The sequence below is a fragment of the Cellulophaga baltica genome (assembly GCF_018861125.1).
GTDB classification, from domain to species: Bacteria; Bacteroidota; Bacteroidia; order Flavobacteriales; family Flavobacteriaceae; genus Cellulophaga; species Cellulophaga baltica_A.
In genome coordinates this window covers 1-23,611 of the sequence record NZ_JAHKQN010000028.1, presented here as the reverse complement: position 1 = coordinate 23,611, position 23,611 = coordinate 1, and the positions used below count along the sequence as shown (strand labels likewise).

Annotated in this window: 12 protein-coding genes; 9 read left to right on the top strand and 3 right to left on the bottom strand. The window is 33.0% G+C overall.

The features are described 5' to 3' along the window. The 4 genes from KO500_RS13515 to KO500_RS13500 all read left to right on the top strand — a co-directional run. On the top strand, positions 1–1,520 hold a 1,520-nt coding region (locus KO500_RS13515; RefSeq protein ID WP_215957091.1), incomplete at its 5' end, for an Ig-like domain-containing protein. Further along, positions 1,511–3,667: an Ig-like domain-containing protein gene (locus KO500_RS13510; RefSeq protein ID WP_215957090.1), complete on the top strand. Its 2,157-nt coding sequence runs from the start codon at positions 1,511–1,513 to the stop codon at positions 3,665–3,667. The genes KO500_RS13515 and KO500_RS13510, both read left to right, overlap by 10 nt. Before the next feature lie 21 nt (positions 3,668–3,688). Next, entirely contained in the window at positions 3,689–8,536 is a 4,848-nt protein-coding gene (locus KO500_RS17510) for a PKD domain-containing protein (protein WP_215957089.1), read from the top strand. 35 nt (positions 8,537–8,571) lie between these two features. Continuing rightward, on the top strand, positions 8,572–10,659 hold the full coding sequence (locus KO500_RS13500; RefSeq protein WP_215957088.1) for a DUF5018 domain-containing protein: 2,088 nt from the start codon (positions 8,572–8,574) through the stop codon (positions 10,657–10,659). 107 nt (positions 10,660–10,766) lie between these two features. Here KO500_RS13500 and KO500_RS13495 read toward each other — a convergent pair whose 3' ends face one another. Both KO500_RS13495 and recG read right to left on the bottom strand, forming a co-directional pair. Beyond that, positions 10,767–11,000 carry a hypothetical protein gene (locus KO500_RS13495; RefSeq protein WP_215957087.1) on the bottom strand — a complete coding sequence of 78 codons (234 nt, stop codon included), beginning with the start codon at positions 10,998–11,000 and terminating at the stop codon, positions 10,767–10,769. A gap of 366 nt (positions 11,001–11,366) precedes the next feature. Next, complete coding sequence (gene recG / locus KO500_RS13490; protein ID WP_215957086.1) at positions 11,367–13,469, bottom strand: ATP-dependent DNA helicase RecG; 2,103 nt, start codon at positions 13,467–13,469, stop codon at positions 11,367–11,369. Positions 13,470–13,549: 80 nt separating this feature from the next. On the opposite strand from recG, the gene KO500_RS13485 reads away from it, so the two are divergent. Genes KO500_RS13485 through KO500_RS13475 form a run of 3 tightly spaced genes read left to right on the top strand, consistent with a single transcriptional unit; the run spans position 13,550 to position 17,443 of the window. After that, complete coding sequence (locus KO500_RS13485; protein ID WP_215957085.1) at positions 13,550–15,637, top strand: M1 family metallopeptidase; 2,088 nt, start codon at positions 13,550–13,552, stop codon at positions 15,635–15,637. A gap of 2 nt (positions 15,638–15,639) precedes the next feature. Next, positions 15,640–16,542, top strand: a complete 903-nt coding sequence (locus tag KO500_RS13480; protein ID WP_215957084.1) for a patatin-like phospholipase family protein — start codon at positions 15,640–15,642, stop codon at positions 16,540–16,542. A gap of 13 nt (positions 16,543–16,555) precedes the next feature. Next, positions 16,556–17,443 (top strand): patatin-like phospholipase family protein, encoded by an 888-nt coding sequence (locus KO500_RS13475; RefSeq protein ID WP_215957083.1) that lies wholly within the window; start codon positions 16,556–16,558, stop codon positions 17,441–17,443. A 2-nt stretch (positions 17,444–17,445) separates the two neighbouring features. On the opposite strand, the gene KO500_RS13470 is transcribed toward KO500_RS13475, so the two are convergent. Next, a complete protein-coding gene (locus KO500_RS13470; RefSeq protein WP_215957082.1) occupies positions 17,446–17,964 on the bottom strand; it encodes a hypothetical protein in 519 nt (172 codons plus the stop codon). Positions 17,965–18,377: 413 nt separating this feature from the next. Between KO500_RS13470 and KO500_RS13465 the strand changes: the two genes are divergently transcribed. Further along, the gene (locus tag KO500_RS13465) at positions 18,378–22,793 is read left to right on the top strand and encodes a gliding motility-associated C-terminal domain-containing protein (protein WP_215957081.1); all 4,416 of its coding nucleotides are present in this window, start codon (positions 18,378–18,380) and stop codon (positions 22,791–22,793) included. Between the two features lie 40 nt (positions 22,794–22,833). Continuing rightward, positions 22,834–23,611 (top strand): PorP/SprF family type IX secretion system membrane protein (locus KO500_RS13460; RefSeq protein WP_215957080.1); only part of this gene is annotated, 778 nt, incomplete at its 3' end.

The following is a 23,611-nucleotide window of genomic DNA, read 5'->3' as shown; positions in this document are numbered from 1 at the left end:
GCTTAGTAACAGGAATATCGGGAGGAGATGCCATTATAACTGCAACTACTGAAAATGGAGTATCGGGTACAACAGAAGTAAGTGTAAGTCAAGCGGAAGTTACAGTAACGAATGTAGAAGTAACACCTAATCCTGTGAGTTTAGAAGAAGGAGAAACGCAACAATTAAATGCTACTATTACACCAACTGATGCTACAAACCAAACAGTAACATGGTCTTCTAGTGATACAAGTATTGCTATTGTTGATTCCAGTACTGGAGAAGTAACAGGAATATCGGAAGGAGATGCCATTATAACTGCAACTACTGAAAATGGAGTATCAGTTACAACAGAAGTAAATGTAAGTAATTCAGAAGTTGCTGTAACAAATGTAGAAGTTACTTCTAATCCTGTGAGTTTAGAAGTAGGGGAAACGGAACAACTAAGTGCTACTATTACTCCAACTGATGCAACAAACCAAATAGTAACATGGTCTTCTAGTAATACAAGTATTGCCACTGTTAATTCAAGTACAGGATTAGTAACTGGTGTAGCTGACGGAAATGGTATTATAATTGCTACGGCTCATAATGGAGTCTCGGGAACTTCTAATATAGAGGTAGCAGTAGAAAATGTTCCCCCAGAAGCTATCGAAGATAATTTACAAGTAGTTGAGAATTCAACAAATAATACTTTAGATGTATTAGCAAATGACACATATACAGGAGTTAATCTGTTTATAATTAGTATTGAAAATCCTATTAATGGAACTGCTAGTATAGGAGCTGGTCAACAGACGATAACTTATGATGCAACAACAGGAAATGACCGATTTGATTATACAATAGAAGACGAAAATGGACTTACAAGTACCGGAACAATTAATATTAGTACAATTGCTAATCAATTACCCGAAGTAGAAATTGATAATGTAAATGATATAATACTACCCACTAATTCAGTTAGCTTATCTGGTTCAGCTACTGATTCTGATGGTAACATTGTATCATATGAATGGACTAAAATTAATGGAGGTAATGCTACAATTTCCAATTCATCTAATTCATCTACAACGGTTAATACATTAGAAGAAGGTACATATACCTTCAGGTTAACAGTAACTGATAATTTGGGTGCTACTAATTATCAAGAAATTGATTTTACGGTGAATGCAGCTCCTGAACCCAGTTTCTCTTTTTTTATTGATAATATAAGTAGTCCGGTAACAACATCAACAGCAACGATAACTTTTAATATTACACCAAATGCAACTGCTATTGAACAAGGTGTAGAATTTACTATGTATTATGAAGATAGGTCAGGATTACCAAATATTTCTACCATTAATTATAATGGAGGGAGTTATATTGTAACTATTCCTTTTACTGCTAATTCAGGTATTTCAAATGGTACCTTAGAAGGCCCATTTAGTAATTGTGAGGCTATACAATATGAATTTTTTGTATCAACAAATCTTAATTTACCAATTCAATATGATACGGTATCATTTATCGTACAAAATGGGACTATATGTCCGTAATATATATGAAAAAACCAACCAAATGCATACTAAGTTTTATCTCTATCTTACTAGTAATACTAGCTTGTACAAAACAAGTTGGTTTATATACTGAGGTAGAATTTGAGTTAGCAGAAACTCATGAGTCTGAAGGTTATGTAAATACAGCATTGACTACAGTAATTACAGTTACTCCTGAAGAATTAGTTGATGGGTATAGTTATAGCTATTCGTATAAAATTAATAATGGATCTGGTTATTTTGAAGACGAATCAGGCACTACTATTTCTGAAGGAGAAAAAATAGCATTAGACCCATTAACGGCATCACTTAATTATATTGCTACCGAAATAGGAGACCATACTATAGTTTTTACAGCAGAAGACTCTTTTGGCTTTACGGAACAAGTAATAGCAACCTATTCGATTTCTGATATTCCTGTTACTTGGACAGCATCAGCTAATACAGATCAAATACTCCTTGGTGATTCAGAAACAATAACAATTGTATTGGGTTCAGAAACAGAAGATGAAGAGGTTACATATCAAAGAAATTACTCTTTTACTGAGGGCACTGGTACGTTAACAACTTCTGAAGGAGCTGATGAAACTTTAGATGAGTTAGTTGAAATAACACCAGGAACTTATGAGTTAAAATTTACAGCAACAGAACTAGGTTCAGTTACTATTGAATTCTTATTAGAAGACTCAAATGGACAAGAAGTAATAGAAACTATAAGTTTTGAAGTGGTAGAAGAAAGTGATACAAATTCAATTAACTCTTTTGAATTAGAAGGAATAACTATTGATAACCCTGAAAATGAGTTTACTATTACATTACCTTCGGAAACAGATGTTACAGCACTTACTCCAGTGATTATCCATAATGGAGTAAGTATAGATCCAGATAATACGGCGCAAGATTTTTCTAGTCCAGTTACTTATACTGTTACAGCAGAAAATGATGATACACAAGAATATATTGTTACAGTTGAATTAGAAGTTGAAGAAAGTTCAATAAATGATATTACTTCTTTTGAAGTGGAAGGAATAACTATTGATAATCCTGAAAATGAAGTTACCATTATATTACCTTATGGAACTGATGTTAGTTCTTTAATTCCAACTATAGTACATATTGGAGAAACAATAAGTCCTGCTTCAGATGTAGCACAGGACTTTACGAATCCTGTTGTTTATAAGGTTACAGCAGAAAATAGTTCTACACAAGAATACACAGTAACAGTTGAACTGGAATCAGGAAATGAACCTACAGCTGAAAACTTTGATGTAACTGTTGAAGAAAATTCAACAAGTAATTTAATAGATGTTACAGATAGAATAGCTGATGACGACGGAGATACGTTAACTGTGAGTATAGCTGAAAGTGGAGAGCCTTTAAACGGTACAGTTACATTATCAGGAACAGAAATTTATTACACTCCAAATGCTGATTTTTCTAGTAACGATCAAATTACATATACTGTTGATGATGGAACTAATTCTGTAAATGGAATTATTTCTATTACCGTTTCAGAAACAATAGCATATAAGTACCATCGAGTTGAATTTTTAGGGAGTGACGAAGATACTGCTACAAGTAATTATTGTAATAACACATATTTAAACTCAAGTAAACTAAATATTGCTATTGACGAAATGTTAACAGTTGATGATATTTATTTAGTAAGCGGTGCAACAGAAATAACAGATGGTCATTACATAGTAGTTATAGCAACGGATACCGAAAGCGGTGACGCAGATGAAAATATATCAGGAGATTTTTTTACAAACAATATTTCTTTAAGTTGTACAACTGAGATAACATTTGACCCTTCTACAGGTATTTTTACAGCACCCGCAGGAACAATTTTTAATATTCAAGTTGAATCAATAAGTGAAGGAGAAGGGGAAGCTAATATTTATATAACTAATGATAAATATGCATTTGACCAAAGTATACATAATAGCTGGTCTTTTGATGGAGGAGAAATTACAAGTGATGAATTCCAAATGCCTGAAGATGGATTTCTTTACTTTACAGGTTATCATTTGGAAGAAGACAGTAGCCTAAATGATTCGAGAACTTTAGTTTATATCTATCTTAGTGGCGAAGAAATAGGAGAATCTATTTTTATCATGGATAATGAAAATGCCATGCCACAATAAATAAACACATATTTAACCACAATGAAAAAACCAACCTATAAATACATATTAAGCTTTATCTCTATACTAGTCATTATATTGGCATGTACTAAAGATGTTGGTTTATATACTGAGGTAGAATTTGAATTAACAGAAGCTCATGAGGCAGATGGATTTATTAATTCTACTTTAGTGACTACACTAACCGTTACTCCTGAAGAATTAGTAGAAGGATATGAGTATTCATATTCTTATAACATAAATAACGGTGAAGGCTATTTTTTAGATGAAGATGGTATCTCTTTTAGTGAAGGGGAAAAGGTATCTTTTTCGCCATTATCAACTTCTATTACTTATATTCCTACAGCTATTGGTGATCATTCTATCATTTTTACAGCAGAAGATAATTTTGGTATTTCAGAACAAATTATAATTACTTATAGTATTGCAAACATTCTTATTACTTGGACTGCAACAGGACCAGAAGGACCAGTACTTTTAGATTCTTCTCAAACCATTACCGTTACTTTAGGTAATGAAGCTAAAGAAACTGAAGTTACTTATGAAAGAAATTATAGTATTACACAAGGTAATGGTGATTTATACAGTTCTCCATTTGGTAATGCTGAAACAACAAATGAATGGGTAGAGATTACTCCTGATACTTATGAGTTAGAATATATACCTAGTGAATTAGGAATAAACACTTTAGAGTTTTTATTGCAAGATTCTAACGGTCAAGAATTTAACGCTACTGTTTCTTTTGAAGTTGTTACAGAACTCGCTTCTGATAATGATATCACATCTTTCACTATTAATGATGTTGTTGGTATTATTACAGATAATACTATTGAACTTGTACTGCTTGAGGATACCAATCTTAGTTCTTTAACTCCTGAAATAATTCATTCAGGCGTAAGCATTACTCCTGAATCTGGAACTGCACAAGATTTTACTAACTCGGTAACTTACATTGTTACTGCTGAAAATGAAACTACGCAAAGTTATATAGTTACAGTAACAGCTCCTGAACTTATTGAAAATAAAGATATTACCTCATTTAGTATAGATGGAGTTGATGGTATAATCTCTGGAACTGATATTACTATAACCATGCCTGCTGGTACTGATGTGACTTCTTTATCACCAAGTATAACACATACAGGTGCTTCTGTAAATCCTGATAATGGTGATGCACAAGATTTCACTAATCCGGTAACTTACACGGTAACTGCAGAAGATGGTTCTAATCAAATATATACTGCTTCGGTTATTGTAGAAACAAGTAGTTCGAATGACATAACTGTTTTTACAATTGATGGAGTTAATGGTGTTATTTCTGGAACTAATATTACTGTTACTATGCCTGCTGGTACTGATGTGACTTCTTTATCACCAAGTATAACACATACAGGTGCTTCTGTAAATCCTGATAATGGTGATGCACAAGATTTCACTAATCCAGTAACTTACACGGTAACTGCAGAAGATGGTTCTAATCAAATATATACTGCTTCGGTTATTGTAGAAGAAAATCAATCACCAACAGCTGATATTAATACTGTAACTTCAGCTAGCACTGGTGAAACCGTTACTTTTAATGGTAGTGGCTCTTCTGACCCTGATGGTGATAATTTAACGTATGCATGGGATTTTGGAGATGGAAACTCATCCACTGAAGCTAATCCTATACATTCATATACCACTGCAGATTCCTATACTGTAACATTAACAGTAACTGATGATGGAAATCCTAGTTTTTCAAGTGATGAATTTTCTCATGATATTACGATTACTGATGCTAATCAGGCGCCAACAGCTGATATTTCAGGACCATTAATTAATAATACTGGTCAAATTGCATTTTTTGAAGGAGATGGATCTTCGGACCCTGATGGTGATAATTTAACTTATACATGGAATACTAGCGATGGACAAACTTCAAATTTAATGGGTCCTGAATTTATTTTTGATACTCCAGGTACATATACTGTAACATTAACAGTAACAGATGATGGAAATCCTAGTTTATCAAGTGATGAATTTTCTCATGATATTACGGTTACAGATGCTAATCAGGCACCAACAGCAGTAGTGACCTCAGATGTAACTTCGGGCACAGCTACATTAGATGTACAATTTACAGGGAGTACTTCTACAGATCCAGATGGTGATACTCTAAGCTATGCATGGAATTTTGGAGATGGTACAGGAACATCAACTACAGCAAATCCTAGTTATTCTTATACAACAGCAGGAACTTACGAAGTATCGCTAATCGTAACTGATGATGGTACACCTGCTTTATCAAGTACAGAAGATACTATTACCATAACGGTTACAGATGCTAATCAGGCACCAACAGCAGTAGTGACCTCAGATGTAACATCGGGAACAGCTACATTAGATGTGCAATTTACAGGGGGTACTTCTACAGATCCAGATGGTGATACTCTAACCTATGCATGGGATTTTGGAGATGGTACAGGTAGATCAACTACAGCAAATCCTAGTTATTCTTATACAACAGAAGGAACTTACGAAGTATCGCTAATCGTAACTGATGATGGTACACCTGCTTTATCAAGTACAGAAGATACTATTACCATAACGGTTACAGATGCTAATCAAGCACCAACAGCAGTAGCTATCTCAGATGTAACATCGGGCACAGCTACATTAGATGTACAATTTACTGGGAGTACTTCTACAGATCCAGACGGAGATACTCTAAGCTATGCATGGGATTTTGGTGATGGTACAGGAACATCAACTACAGCAAATCCTAGTTATTCTTATACAACAGCAGGAACTTACGAAGTATCGCTAATCGTAACTGATGATGGTACACCTGCTTTATCAAGTACAGAAGATACTATTACTATGACGGTTACAGATGCTAATCAGGCACCAACAGCAGTAGTGACCTCAGATGTAACTTCGGGCACGGCTACATTAGATGTACAATTTACAGGGAGTACTTCTACAGATCCAGATGGTGATACTCTAACCTATGCATGGGATTTTGGAAATGGTATAGGAACATCAACTACAGCAAATCCTAGTTATTCTTATACTACGGCAGGAACTTATGAAGTATCTCTTATTGTAACTGATAATGGTACACCTAGCTTATCAAGTACAGAGGCAACTATTACTATAACGGTAACCGAAGACAATCAAGCTCCAACGGCTAGCATTATTGCAAACCCACTATCAGGTACAGCTCCTTTAGACGTCTTATTTGTAGCAAATGCAAATGATCCTGATGAAGGTACATTAACTTATGCATGGGATTTTGGAGATAATTTAGGAGCTTCTACAGAAGCAACATCTATATATACTTTTACAACAGCAGGAACTTATGAAGTGTCGCTTATTGTAACGGATAATGGTACACCTGCTTTATCTAGTACAGAAGCCACGGTTGAAATAACAGTGATTGGTGCAAACAATGCACCAACTGCTCTTGCTTCTGGACCAGATACGGCAATCACAACTGAAACCGTTCAATTTGATGGTAGTAGTTCTCTTGACTCTGATGGAGATACAATAACTTATGCATGGGATTTTGGAGACAATATAGGAACATCTACATTAGAGAATCCAACATATTCATATGCCACAGCAGGAACTTACGAAGTGTCCCTTATTGTAACGGATAATGGTACACCAGCATTATCTAGTACAGAGTCTACATTTGAAATTGTAGTTTCCGAACCAAATCAAGCTCCAGTTGCTGAAGATTTTAGTGTAACCTTTGAAGAAAGTACAACAAGTCAAACTCATACAATAGATTTAACACCTTATTTTAGTGATGCTGATAGTGAAGAGTTGGTTATTACAATTACAAGTCCTGCTGAATATGGAAATTCTGCTGTTAGCGGTACATCAATTTTATATTCTCCGAATCCATATTATAATGGGGAAGATGAAATTACTTATCAAGTTAGTGATCAACCTAGTGATAATGGATCAGGAGTAGATACGGGTATAATTTCTATAACTATTACTGATGATATTCAAAATGAAGCACCTATTGCTGAAGATTTTAGTGTTGATATTAACGCCAATACAGAAGAAAACTTGATTCGTCTAAGTTCATTTATTAGTGATGACTTTACTGATGCTACAAATTTAACTATTAGTATTATTGAATTTTCTAGTTTTGGTCAATCAAGATATTATGGACAACAAATAATAGAATATACACCTAGTCAACAAACGACAGGAGTGGATGAAATAACATATGAAATTATTGATGAAGATGGTTTATCAGATACGGGAGTTATAACAATTAATGTTATAGCCGTATCTCAAACTCGACCTGTTGCAGTAGCAACATCTGATGTATCTTCAGGAGCAGCTACGTTAAAAGTACAATTTACAGGAAGCAACTCTTATGATGATGATGATGATGAACTAAGCTATTTATGGGATTTTGGAGATGGAAACACCTCTATTGAAGCTGATCCTTCACATAGTTTTACAACAGCAGGTACATATCAAGTAATACTTACTGTTACTGATGATGGTGCATCTGAATTATCAGATACAGCCACAATTGAAATTATTGTAAGTGAACCAACACCGACTGCAACTTTTAGTGATCGAACTTATGTTACACCTGCATTAAATTCAGCAAGTGGAACCTTAATTATTGAGAATGGGTCAATTGTGTTTAGTGTAAATATAAATGCTGTCGGACTTGGAGTGGGTGCTGAAATTACATTTACAATAGAAGGAGAAGGAAGTTGGTTTAACTTTGCTTCTTCAGGTAATTCAGAAGCTATTGTTACTGATGCTATACCTCCCGGAACTTATGAATATAGTATTCAAGCCGTATTCGAAAATGTAACAGGAACAGGAAATATTCAAGTTGTTAATTAAAATGTTTTTTTTAGTAAAAAATATCATCAACTACAATGAAAAGCCAATATAAATACATTTTAAGTTTTATCTCTATTTTACTTGTAATACTAGCGTGTACAAAACAAGTTGGTTTATATACTGAGGTAGAATTTGAATTAACAGAAACTCATGTATCTGAGAGCTATATAAATACAGCATTAGCAACTGCTATAACAGTTAGTCCTGAAGAATTAGTAGAAGGCTATAATTATATTTATTCGTATAAAATTAATAATGGATCGGGTTATTTTGAAGATGAATCAGGAACTAGTATTTCTGAAGGAGAAAAAATAGCATTAGACCCATTAACAGCATCACTTAATTATATACCTACAGAAGTAGGAGACCACACTATAGTTTTTACTGCAGAAGATTCTTTCGGTTTTACAGAACAAGTAATAGTAACTTATTCGATTTCTGATATTCCTGTTACTTGGACGGCTAGAGAATCCACAGGTCAATTACTAATCGGAGATACAGAAACAGTTACAATTGTACTTGGTTCCGAAACAGAAGAACAAGAAGTAACTTATGAAAGAAATTACTCTTTTACTGAAGGCACTGGTACCTTAACAACTTCTGAAGGGGTTGATGAAACTTTAGGTGAATTTATTGAAATTACACCAGGAACTTACGAATTAGAATTTACAGCTACAGAAGTAGGAATTATCACTATTGAATTTTTATTAAAAGATTCAAACGAGCAAGAGTATATTGAGTCAGTAACTTTTGAGTCTTTTGAGATTCCAGGAACAATTTCTTCCGAAAAAGAAATAACTAGTTTTAGTATCAATGATGTTTACGGGACAATAACAGATACTACAATTGATATAGAATTGCCAGCAGGGACAGATCTTACCGCTTTAACACCAACAATAGTACATACGGGTGTATCTGTAAATCCAGCTTCTGAAACTTCACAAGATTTTTCAAATCCTATAATGTATGTTGTTACAGCAGAGGACAGTTCTACACAAGAATACACAGTTACTGTTACATCACCAACATTAAGTACAACAAATAGTATTACACAATTTACCATTGATGGGGTTGAAGGAACCATAACAGATACAGATATAGCCTTAACTTTACCAGCAGGAACAGATGTAAGTGCATTAACACCAACAATAGTACATACGGGCGAAACAATAAGTCCTGCTTCAGGTGTAGCACAAGATTTTACAGATCCTGTTATTTATACAGTTACAGCAGAGGACAGTTCTACGCAAGAATACACAGTTACTGTTACATCACCAACATTAAGTACGACAAATAGTATTACACAATTTACTATTCATGGAGTTGATGGAACGATAACAGGTACAGATATAGCCTTAACATTACCAGCAGGCACAGATGTAAGTGCATTAACACCAACAATAGTACATACGGGTGAAACAATAAGTCCTGCTTCAGGTACAGCACAAGACTTTACCGATACTGTTGTTTATTCAGTTACAGCAAAGGACAGTTCTACACAAGAATACACAGTTACTGTTACATCACCAACATTAAATACAACAAATAGTATTACACAATTTACCATTGATGAGGTTGAAGGAACCATAACAGATACAGATATAGCCTTAACATTACCAGCAGGAACAGATGTAAGTTCATTAACACCAACAATAGTACATACGGGAGAAACAATAAGTCCTGCTTCAGATGTAGCACAAGACTTTTCGAATCCTGTTGTTTATACAGTTACAGCAGAGGATAATTCTATACAAGAGTACACTATCACAGTTATGACTCCTATGCCTTTTTTTAATGAAATAACAGGAGAACTGTATGCTAATGCAGGAACAGAAATTACAATAAGGTTAGTGTCTAATGATGAAGGAGATTATGGTGATGCTACAGTTAAGGCTATTTCAATTTCAGGAGTCAGTTTAGGGTCATCATCGGTTTCTTGGGGAGATATACCAGAAGTAGATGATGCCAGTTTTAGTTTTTTCATGCCTATTGATGAAGTTGTTTATATCACAGGTGATTTACAAACAAGAGATAGTCGTGGAGAAGCAGTGGCTTATATAACCATAGAAAATTTTTCTGCTAGTATAACCTTGGATCAAGATAATCTCATTTTTCCAGAATAAAAATTATAATAAACTAATCAACCATAATTGTAAAACCCATCTATAAATACATACTAAGCTTTATCTCTATTTTACTAGAAATAATAGCTTGCACAAAACAAGTTTGTTTATATAATGAGGTTAGTCATTCCTTCTTCAATAGGTAGGCACCAATTACCACCTATGAGCCAGTTATTTTCTATAAGAATACCATCAATACCGGCACCTTCATCATTAGTATGTAAAAATATAGTAACATTGGATTGGTAATAACCTGTAAGCTCGTTTACTGCCATATCAAAAAAATCATTGATATACGTGTGGTTTTGGCACCTGTTATTTTTACCTTTTAACAGTACCATGGACTTCATCAGCATGTGAATCTTCAGCAGTACATAAATTGTAAACCCAATACTTTTTTCCATCCAAAAATCACTTCCTAGAACTTTAATACTGTCACAACAACATTGTTAATTTTTATTTTTAAAGGTCCTGCAAAAATAAAATTCTCAACAATAAAAGAATCTTCAATAGTACCACTTTCTTAATTTGCCCAATTTTTTCAATGGAATTTGAACTACATGAAAATAATATTGCAAAGAAACATAAGCACAAATTTTTAAAATTATATGAGTTTTGTTCGGGTTTGGTTTTTACCGATTAGAAAAATTAGCTTAAATATAAGCTTCTATTAATTATAATAAAACACAAAAATTGGTTCAAATAATTTAACTAATATACTTCCATATATTTTTATGTTTAATAAGTTGTGCATAAGTGTAATTTATTACAAAATTCTCGTCTTTTTCAAGTTTTGGGTCTTCTTTTAAAGTTTGAATAGCATAATAGCGTGCTGTTTTTAATATGTCATTATCTTTTACAATGTCGGCAATTTTTAAATTCAACATACCACTTTGTTGTGTTCCCATAATATCTCCAGGTCCACGGAGTTTTAAATCAACCTCTGCTATTTCAAATCCATCATTGGTTCGCACCATGGTTTCTAAACGTGTTTTTGCTTCTGCAGATAATTTATGACTGGTCATTAAAATACAAAAACTTTGATCGGCACCACGACCAACGCGGCCACGTAATTGATGTAATTGTGATAAGCCAAAACGCTCTGCACTTTCAATAATCATTACTGATGCATTTGGTACATTTACACCAACTTCAATAACTGTAGTTGCAACCATTATTTGCGTTTCACCCTTTACAAAACGTTGCATTTCATATTCTTTATCATCAGGTTTCATTTGTCCGTGAACAATTGAAATTTGAAATTCTGGAGAGGGGAAGTCACGGGCAATACTCTCATAACCATCCATTAAATCTTTATAATCCAATGCTTCAGATTCTTGGATTAATGGGTAAACAACATAAATCTGTCTTCCTATTTTTATTTCATCTCTAATAAATTGAAATACTTTTAATCGGTTGGAGTCATAACGGTGTACAGTTTTTATAGGTTTACGACCTGGTGGTAATTCATCAATAACTGAAATATCTAAATCGCCATACAAACTCATGGCTAATGTTCTTGGTATTGGAGTTGCCGTCATCACTAAAACATGTGGCGGAATGGTATTTTTATGCCATAATTTTGAACGCTGTGCAACACCAAATCTATGTTGCTCATCTACAATAGCAAGTCCTAAATTTTTATATTGCACTTTATCTTCAAGCAATGCATGTGTACCAATTAATATATGAAGCTCTCCACTTTCTAATTGTTCATGAATTATCTTCCGTTGCGATTTTTTTACCGAGCCTGTTAGCAGTGCAATATTGATATTCATATTTGCTAAAAGCTCTTGAATACCTACAAAATGTTGATTTGCTAAAATTTCAGTAGGTGCCATTAAACAAGCTTGAAAATCATTATCAATAGCTAATAACATGGTTAGTAATGCCACAATTGTTTTTCCTGAACCAACATCACCTTGTAATAGTCTGTTCATTTGTGCATTACTCCCTAAATCAGCCCTAATTTCTTTTACAACACGTTTTTGAGCATTGGTAAGTTCAAAAGGTAAGTGGTTGTTGTAAAACTCTGTAAATAATGTTCCAACCTTATCAAAAGTAAAGCCTTTTATACGTTGCTTGTGCAACATATTTTTGGCAATTAACTGTAGTTGAATATAAAATAATTCTTCAAATTTTAATCTGAATTGGGCTTTAGCCAATAATTCTTGATTTTGAGGAAAATGTATGTTATACATTGCCTCACTCTTAGATATTAAGTTTAAAGCACTTATTATTTTGGGTGACAAAGCTTCTGTAAATTGCCCTTTAATATCTGCAAATAATTGCTGAATTAATTTATTTATTACCCTGTTTGTAATTCCTTTGTTTGCTAACTTTTCTGTAGAAGGGTAAACGGGTTGCATGGCAATTTTAACTCCTTTTTCATGGTCAGAAAGTAATTCCATTTCAGGGTGAGGCATAGAAAAGCCATTGTAATAATTCGTTTTTCCAAATACAACATAAGGGGTATTTAGTTTTAAATTTTCACGAATCCATTTTTGACCTCTAAACCAGACCAAATCCATTTGCCCAGTACCATCAGTAAATGTAGCGACTAAACGTTTTCCTTTTTTTTGCTCTACAGATTTTATATGTGTAATCTTACCAATTACCTGAACATCAGTTCCGTTTCGTTGTAACTGGTTTATTTTATAATACTGTGTTTTATCAATATATCGGTTAGGAAAAAAGTTTACTAAATCTTGATAGGTTCGAATACCTAATTCCGATTGCAAAGAATCAGCCCTATTAGGGCCTACGCCTTTTAAATATACAATAGGAGTTTGTAGGTAATTAGCATTCATGCGACTAATTTAATGCTTAGTTATAAAGGAACAAAAAGCAAATTGTTTATTTTGGTACTGATTTTTGAGAATTTAAAAGCATGCATTACAAAATAGTCCTATTTATATATTTATTGAGCTTAAGTTTAACCGCTCAAATACAAGAGAAAGTAGATTTTACTAAAGCGACTTTAAATATTTCGGTTTTACCTGATTCAAAGGAAATTAAAGGAAATGTAACTTATAATTTTAAAGTTTTACAAGCTATAGATTCTATTTTTTTAGATGCTAAAAACATGACATTTACCTCTGTCAAATTAAAAAATAAGAATGTTACTTTTAAAACTAATGATGAACAAATCATCATCAAAAAAAATCTAAAAAAAGATAAATCTTACACTTTACAATTAGAATATACAGCTAAACCTAAGCAAACGGTTTATTTTATTGGTTGGGATAAAAATAGTACCCATAATCAAGTCTGGACACAAGGGCAAGGAAAATATACCAGTCATTGGTTGCCTAGTTTTGATGATATGAATGAAAAAGTTGAATATGACCTAAATATCACTTTTGATAAAAACTATGAAGTAATAGCTAACGGAAAACTTACTAATAAAAAGACAAATGATACTTCAACAACTTGGTTTTTTGATATGGAAAAACCAATAAGTAGTTATTTATTGGCTTTTGCCATTGGCGATTATAATGCTAAGGTTTTAGAAAGTAAAAGTGGAATACCAATTGAACTGTATTATTACCCTAATGACAGTTTAAACGTAGAACCAACATATAGATATACTAAGAAAATATTTGATTTTTTAGAAGATGAAATTGGAGTTGCATATCCTTGGCAAAACTACAAGCAAATACCCGTAAAAGATTTTCTATATGCAGGAATGGAAAATACAACAGCTACTATTTTTTCTGATGGATATATGATTGATGAAGATGCGTTTATTGATAAAAACTATGTAAATGTAAATGCTCATGAATTGGCACATCAATGGTTTGGAGATTTGGTTACCGAAGTTGATGGTCATCATCATTGGTTACAAGAGGGGTTTGCTACGTATTATGCATTATTAGCTGAAAAAGAGATTTTTGGAGAAGATTATTTTTACTGGAAACTATATGATACTGCTCAAATATTACAATCAAATTCAGAAAATAATAAAGGTGAAGCGCTAACAAATGACAAAGCTAGTAGCTTAACATTTTATGAAAAAGGAGCTTGGGCTCTTGTAATGCTAAAAAATAAAGTAGGAGCGAAGGCTTTTAAAAAAAGAATTAAAAGATATTTAGAAAAGTATCAATTTGAGAATGTGAAAATTTCAGATTTTATTAGTGAAATGGAACATGCTAGTGAAACAGATTTAAGTGATTTTTATAGCGAGTGGATTTCTGGAAAGCAATTTCCAACAGAAAAAGTATTCGAATATTTAAAAAATAATTCTGAAAGTATTGCTACTTATTTATCGCTTCAAAAAAATATTACAGGATTAGAAACTTCAATAGATAGTATAAAAGCTATTGACACTACTTTTTTTAATACTACTTCAACTAAACTAAAAAAACATATTTTAAATACGTATTCTGAGCATCTAATTTCTAATACTATTAAAAAGCAAATATTAACCTCAAATGAGTTATTAGTTCGACAAGCTTTAATAAAAAATACTTCAAAAATTGACACCAAACTTAAAGCATTGTATGAATCTTTATTAAATGATAAAAGTTATATAACAATTGAAAATGCTTTATATAAATTATTTTTAAATTTCCCGGAAGACAGAAATTTATACTTAGACAAAACAAGTACTACTATTGGTTTCCCCGATAAGAATGTGAGGCTCTTATGGCTAACATTAGCATTAGTAACCGAAAATTACAACAGTTTAAAAACAAAAGAATATTATGATGAGTTAGGAAGTTATACTGGTAAAGAATATAGTCCTGAGACAAGAGAAACTGCTTTTCAGTATTTATACCAAACATTTGGGTTTACAGATTTTCACTTAAAAAATTTACTACAAGCTACAGCACATCACAGCTGGCGTTTTAAAAAATTTGCACGTGGTTTAACGGATGAATTATTAAAAGACGAAGATTATAAAAATAGATTTAAAGCAATGCTTCCGAATTTGAATGAAGAAGAAAATCATTATATTAAAAGTAAATTAAATTAAAAATGAGAGCGTTAGTAATATCTGGAGGTGGAAGTAAAGGTGCATTTGCAGGTGGAGTCGCTCAGTTTTTATTAGAAGAAAATAAATATAAATATGATCTTTTTATTGGCACATCAACCGGAAGTCTCTTAATTTCTCATTTAGCACTTCAAAAAATAGAAAAAATAAAAGAGATTTATACATCAGTAAATCAAGATGATATATTTAGTAATTGTCCGTTTATATCTCACAAAAAACATGGTGTACAAACTATAGGGATTAACCATTTTAATGTTTTTAAAAATTTCTACAGAGGTAAAAAAACATTCGGGGAAAGTTATAATTTATTAAAATTTATAAATCGTGCTATTACTAAAGAAGAATTCAAAACTTTAAAAAATGGTCCAAAAGATATTATAGTAACTGTTTCTAACCTTTCATTAAATAAAACCGAATATAAATCAATAAATGATTTTACGTATGATGAGTTCTGTGAGTGGATCTGGATCTCGTGCAACTATACACCATTCATGTCATTAGTTCAAAAAAATGGTTGTGAATATGCTGATGGAGGTTTAGGGTCTATGGTACCAATTGAAGAAGCAATAAAAAGAGGAGCTACAACTATTGATGCTATTATTTTACAAACTGAAGTTACCCATATAAACAGAATGCCTTCTAAAAATGCTTTTTCATTACTTACCAATATGTTTGCTTTTATGCTAGACCGTATTGAACATCAAAATATCAGAATTGGTAAATATGTAGCAAAACATAACAACTCAATTATTAATTTTTATTATACACCTACAGTATTAACCACTAATTCACTTATTTTTGAAAAAGAAAAAATGACCTCTTGGTGGCAAAGTGGCTTTAACTATGCTAAATTTAAGAGTTCAGAAATTAGTCAACTAGAACCATAATAAATAAACACAATTGAAAGCATTAGTAATTAGTGGAGGTGGAAGTAAGGGAGCATTTGCTGGTGGCGTAGCGCAATACTTAATGGAAATAGAAAAAAGAGAATATGACCTTTTTTTAGGAACATCAACAGGTAGTCTACTAATTCCACAATTATCATTAAATAATGTTGGTAAGCTATATGATATTTATACCAACGTTAACCAACTTTCTATTTTTAGTTTAAATCCATTTGTTGTTCGTAAGAAAGATGGTAGAGAGTTTGTAACCATCAATTACTTTACCACATTTTTGCAATTTTTAAAACGAAAAAGAACTTTCGGTGAAAGTGGCGCATTACGAAAAACAATTAAAAAGAACTTTTCACCTGAAGAATTTGAGATTATAAAAAACTCAAATAAAGAAGTAGTTGTAACGGTTTCTAATTTATCACAAAATAAAGTAGAATATAAAGCATTAAAAGAATTTAATTATGATGAATTCTGTGACTGGATCTGGATTTCATGTAATTATATTCCGTTTATGTCACTCGTTAAAAAAAATGGTTTTGAATATGGTGATGGTGGCTTAGGTTGTGTTGTTCCTATTCGTGAAGCTATAAGGCGTGGTGCTACTGAAGTTGATGCTATTATTCTAGAATCTGAAAAACTAAACCAAAATAAAGTTTTAGGTAAAAACCCCTTTTCTTTAATGCTTAGTATTTATGGTTTTGTAATTGATCAAATAGAATACCATGATGTATCAGAAGGTGTACTAGCAGCAAAACTCAATAATGTAAAATTGAATTTATACTATACACCAACCAAACTTACCGAAAACTCATTAGTTTTTAATAAAAAGTTAATGCATGAGTGGTGGTTACAAGGTTTTAGTTATGCTGAAGAAAAATTTAAAAGTAAATAAATCTACCACAAAACACCAATCTCTTTTTTAACAAAAGCTAATGCTGTACCTGAAGGTGAAGCTTTGTCCATTGTATCACTTAAAATATCTTCTCTAAATTTATCTGAATTTTCAGCATCGCTTAATGCTGCTTTTCTAATAGATTGTATAGTCGCACTTTTAGCTGCTTTAATAATATTCCAACATTCATCAGATAAATATAATTGTTGTGATAAATTATGGTCAAATTCTGTTTCGATACTTTTAATTAATAAAGCCTCATAAGCTGCTTTATCTTGTGATTGTGGAGCAACTCTAACGACTAAGCTTGGTAACGAAATACGTTCTAAAAATAATACCATACGTTCATACGCTTGCAACCTAATTGGTAAAGTTTGTTTTTGAGTATCTTTTTGAAGCATAAATCTTCTACGTCCTTCTTCATTTTTAGTGTGCAATCTAAAAAAATAAAAAGCAACAACACCAGTAACTACTGATGGTAATAAATAAGCGAAAGCTTGTAGAATTTGATCTCCGTTCATAAGTGATTTTTTAGTTTGATGAATTTAAAACGCATCTTTTTTTAAAAAAGTATTTTATTTTATTTTTTTAAAATAGATCTTACTAATAGTTGTATAAGTGGCTTCAAAACTACTTATTTTTAAATAGAGATTTAACACCTTAATTCCATTCACCGACACTTTTTCTGATTATACCACATTTTTATAGTTGTTTGACAACATAAACCCAATTATTTAATATCATTTTTTTCTATTTGTAAATAATAATATATCAGAATATATTCTACATGTTAAGCTAAAACACCATTATAAGTAAGTTTATTCTTGTTAATATACTTATATTTATATTACAATTTGAACAATTGTCATGTAAAATATTTTATTGAACCCTTAAAAAGGAAACCAACTTAAACAATACCATTAAAAATCATCTTATGAAAAAATCTTCCTTTAAATTAAAAAATATACTATTAATTTTGATAGTTATAGTTTTTAGTACAGGTAAAACTTTTGCCCAGTCAGATAATATACATTACTTACCTCCAATGAAAGATGGTATAGCTACTAGTGCTACAGGACAGGGGCAGGCTATTTACTTATCAACAAGTGTTGCTACGAGTTTTAACGTTGATGTTTATTATGGTAATGCAACAACACCATCATATACCGTTATAGGTTTATCAAATACTACTCCACAAATAATAGATATTTTCAATACTGATATTACAGGTGACGGCACACCAGAAGGTGCTACCGATGGTATAATTCAACTTTCTGATGCACAAACAGGTTTTGTTCAAACTGGTTCAGGTATGCGTTTTGAGTCACAAGGAAATGAAAATTTTTATGTAAACTACAGAATATCATCTAGCAATCAGACCGGTTCTTTAACTGCCAAAGGAACAAAAGCTTTAGGAACTGAATTTAGATGGGGTGGTTTACCTAATAATAATAGCGCAGGATCTAATGCAATTTCTACTAGTTTAGGAATGTATGCTACACAAGATGGAACAATAATAAATATTTCAGGTTATGATACTGATGTTACTTTTAGAGAAGGAACAATAGTTGATGGAAAAAATGATGATAGCGTTACTATAACATTAAATGCAGGTGAATCTTATGTTTTAGAAACAGTTGCCACAACTACTATTAGTAGTGGTACAATAAATAGAGACGGGTGGTTAGGAGCTAGTATTACCTCTAATAACCCAATTGCAATTTCAAACGGACAATTAGTTATGGCTACAGGTAATAATGGTGCTGATGCCGGTATGGATCAGCCTGTGCCTATTAATTATTTAGGAAAAGAATATGTTTTAATTAGAGGTGAGTCTACCAACAATGTTAATGAATTTGGTATTGTAGTAGCTACAGAAGATAATACAGAAGTATACACAAATGATCCAACAAATCCGGCTAATTTGTTAACTACTATTAACGCAGGAGAGTATTATAAAGTGGATGGCTCTAATTATTCAGGAACAGACCCTGGTGAGAATATGTTGATTACCACATCTAAAAATGTATATGTTTATCAAAACACAGCAGGCCAAGAAAATGGACCTACAGTAGGTATGAATTTTATACCTCCAGCCAATTGTTTATTGCCTACTGCCGTAGATAATATTTCGAATATTCAAGATATGGCAGGTAGAACTGCAAACTTTTCGGCTATCACAATAGTCGCTGATGCTACAGTTACCACAATTACAATAACTGATGATAACAATGGCTCAGTAGTTATACCAAGCTCTAATTTTTCTGCAGTTGCAGGAACTTCTAATTACTTGACCTATTTTTATGAACCAGATCCATCCAATTTATCAGGAAACGTAAGTATTATTGCTGATGGACCTACTGCCGTAGGAATTTTTGGAGGTGTAGGTTCTATATCTGGTTATGCCGGTTATTTCTCTGGTTTTGATACTGTCCCTGATGTGCAAATAACTTCATCTGGTTCAGAATGTTTAACTAATAGTATTTCTACAACTTTAGAAGCTCCTAGTGGATACCAAGATTATGAATGGTTTTTAGATGAGGTTTCTCAAGGTAGTACAGGAACTACAAATACGTTCTCTCCTACAGTTGCAGGAGAATACTACGTAAGAGTACAGCAAGCCACAGGTTGTTTTTTTGAATCACCAACAATCAAATTTAATAACTGTATAGAAGCTATAGATGATAATCTTATAGGTGTCTTTGCCTCTGGTGAAACCACTACAGCAAGTATTGTTGACAACGATGTTTTAGGTGGAAACACCCCTGTAATAGGTACAGATATTACAATAACTGCTGACCCTAATGGTATAAATACTATTGGAACTATAGACCCTGCGACTGGTTTAATTACGATAGATGCTAATACCCCAGATGGAACTTATACTTTAGAATATCAAATTTGCGAAATTGCATATCCTACAAATTGCAGTATAGCAACAGTTACAGTTACTGTAGCAGATGCCGATAGTGATGGTGTAAATGATATATTAGATTTAGATGATGACAATGATGGAATTTTAGATAGTGTTGAATGCAATGCTACCACATACTCTATTAATTTCGAATCTACTAATGAAGGTTGGATTGTTGATAATAATAATGCTGGTGGAAATAATGGCAATACAGTACATTCTACAGCTCTTTTGACTAACCAAAATTGTGATTTTTCAAGTATACCTAACAGTCCATCTAGTTCCAATTATATTTTATGGACAGATGAAACTGCAGGTAATGTTTACTTTGAAAATTCATCTGATTTAAATTTAGACTTGTCTAGCTTAGCTGATAATGGAAGTCTTAATTTCAACTGGATTAATGGAGTATATGGAGGTTCTACACCAACTACTAGTGATATGATTATTGTATTGTCTGGTGGAGGTACTTCTGTAACTTATCCACTTACAGGACTAGTAGGTAGTCTTGTTAACAGTGGTCAATGGCATAATATAAATGTAGAATTAACCACCTCTAATTTTGGGAGTAACTTGGCTACTGTATTAGCAGATTTAGATATTATTTCAATAAAAGTTGAAAATATAAATAATAGACAAATAGGTGATTCTGGAACTACATGTAACGAAGCTGAATATATGGCATTAGATGATATTCATTTCAGTAGCTATTGTATTGATTCTGACCTAGATGGCACACCTGATTATTTAGATTTAGATAGTGATAACGATGGGTGTAATGATGTTATAGAATCTGGTGGTACAGATGATGACGGTGATGGTATTTTAGGCGATGCTCCTACTACTGTAGATGTTAATGGTCAAGTAACTGGAGGAGGTGATATTTCAGGAGCTTATGATGGGATGAATGCCGACGAGACTACAGCTGTTGAAGCAAGTATTACCACAGCACCTACAGATCAGACTGAAGATCCAAGCACTACGGCTACTTTTCAGGTTGTAGCGCTTGCAACGGGTACCACTGATTATACGGGTACTGCACCTACAACCACTCCTGACTATACAGGAACATCTGCAACAGATCTATCATCATCTTTTGTGTACCAATGGTATCTTGGCGACCCAAATTCTGGGGGCGTATTACTATCAGATGATGCTACATATACTAATACTTCCACAAATACATTAAATATTTCAACTAATAACAGTTTAAGCGGTAATGAATATTTTGTTTTAGTAACGCATCCTAATAATTTATGCGTATCACTAATTGATAGTGCTATTTTAACAGTAAATCAACCTCCAGTAGCAGATGATGAAATCGTGACTTTAGATCCTGCTGTAGCGACAAATGTAGATGTATTAACGGGTGATGATGATCCTGATGGAGATAATGCTAATCTTTCAATAACTGAAATTATTGATCCTGCTGATACGGCTAATCCTTTAGCCATTACTCCTGGTTCTAGTGTAACTTTAACTGATGGAACTATTGTAGAATTATTAACCGATGGTACATTAAATGTAACACCTCCTGCAGGGAGTACAAGTACAGAATTTGATTATACGCTAGAAGATGAAGATGGACTTACTGATACGGGTAACGTAGCTATTACAGTAGAATGTTCAGATACTACTGATACTGATGGTGATGGATTAACTGATTGCGAAGAAAGCACAGGAATTGATAATCCAAATACAATATTAATTCCTAATGGAACTAGTGATCCTTTAAATGCTTGTGACCCTGATTCAAATCATCCACTTTGTGATACTGATAATGATGGCTTGACAAATGCAGAAGAACTAGCCTTAGGCACAGATCCTACTGATCCAGATACTGATGGAGATACTATATTAGATGGTCAAGAGGTATTGGATAATACGGATCCATTAGATGACTGTGATCATGATGGTGGAACTGCATTACCAGATAGCGATTGTGATGCTGATGGGTTAACTACTTCAGAGGAAGACGCTATTGGCACTGATCCTGATAATGAAGACAGTGATGGTGACACCATCTCTGATGGTCAAGAAACTATTGATGGTACCGATCCATTAGATCCTTGTGATTCTATTGGAGGTGTTCCAACATTGAGTGCTGGCTGTAATGAAGAAGTGGTGGATACGGGTATCGCTATATCAAATGAAGTTCTTACTCCTGATGGTGATGGAGTGAATGATTTCTTTAGTATTGAGAATATTGAATCATTCCCGAATAATACGGTTCAGATTTATAACCGTTGGGGTGTGGTTGTCTATGAGATGTCTGGTTATGATAATGTGAGTGATGTATTTACAGGAACCTCTAATGGTCGTGTAACAATAAGTACAGATTCAGAATTACCAGTAGGGGTTTACTTCTATATTGTAAAATATGAGAACGATGGTCAGAACCTTAGCAAATCAGGATACTTATACATTAACCGATAATCAATCATCAAAGAAATCAATTTAGCATAAAAATTATATTATGAATAAATATATCATACTCGTATTATTTGTTTTCGCAGGCTTCCAATCCCTTACTGCACAACAAGATGCACAATATACCCAGTACATGTACAATACCCTAGCGGTGAATCCTGCTTATGCAGGATCACGAGGGGTGTTTAGTATTGCGGCCTTACACCGTTCACAATGGGTGGGGCTTGATGGTGCTCCAACCACACAAACCCTTAGTTTGCATACACCTGTTTCACGTAGAGTAGGTTTAGGTTTGTCTATCGTGAACGATGAAATAGGAAATGGTACCAATCAAGATACCTATATCGATGGTGCTTTCTCATACACCATTCCTATTTCTGAAGAAGGAAAACTTTCTTTTGGATTAAAAGCTGGAGGTCACTTTTTAAATGTAGATTTTACAAAACTTAGAAATTACGGTGCAGAGAGTAACCTGCCTAATATTGATAATAAATTCTCTCCCAACTTTGGTGCAGGGGTGTATTACCATACCGATAAATTCTATAGCGGTTTGTCCGTTCCTAACTTTTTACAAACAGAACATTTTGATAGCTCTGATGGAGATAGCAATTCTTTTTTAGCAGAAGAACGATTGAATATCTATTTTATAACAGGGTATGTTTTTGATATGAATAGAAACTTAAAACTAAAACCTGCATTTTTAGTAAAAGCAGTAAAAGGAGCTCCTTTACAAGTGGATGCTTCAGCTACTTTTTTAATTAATGAGAAGTTCTCATTAGGTGCGGCTTACCGCTGGGATGCTGCTGTGAGTTTATTAGCAGGTT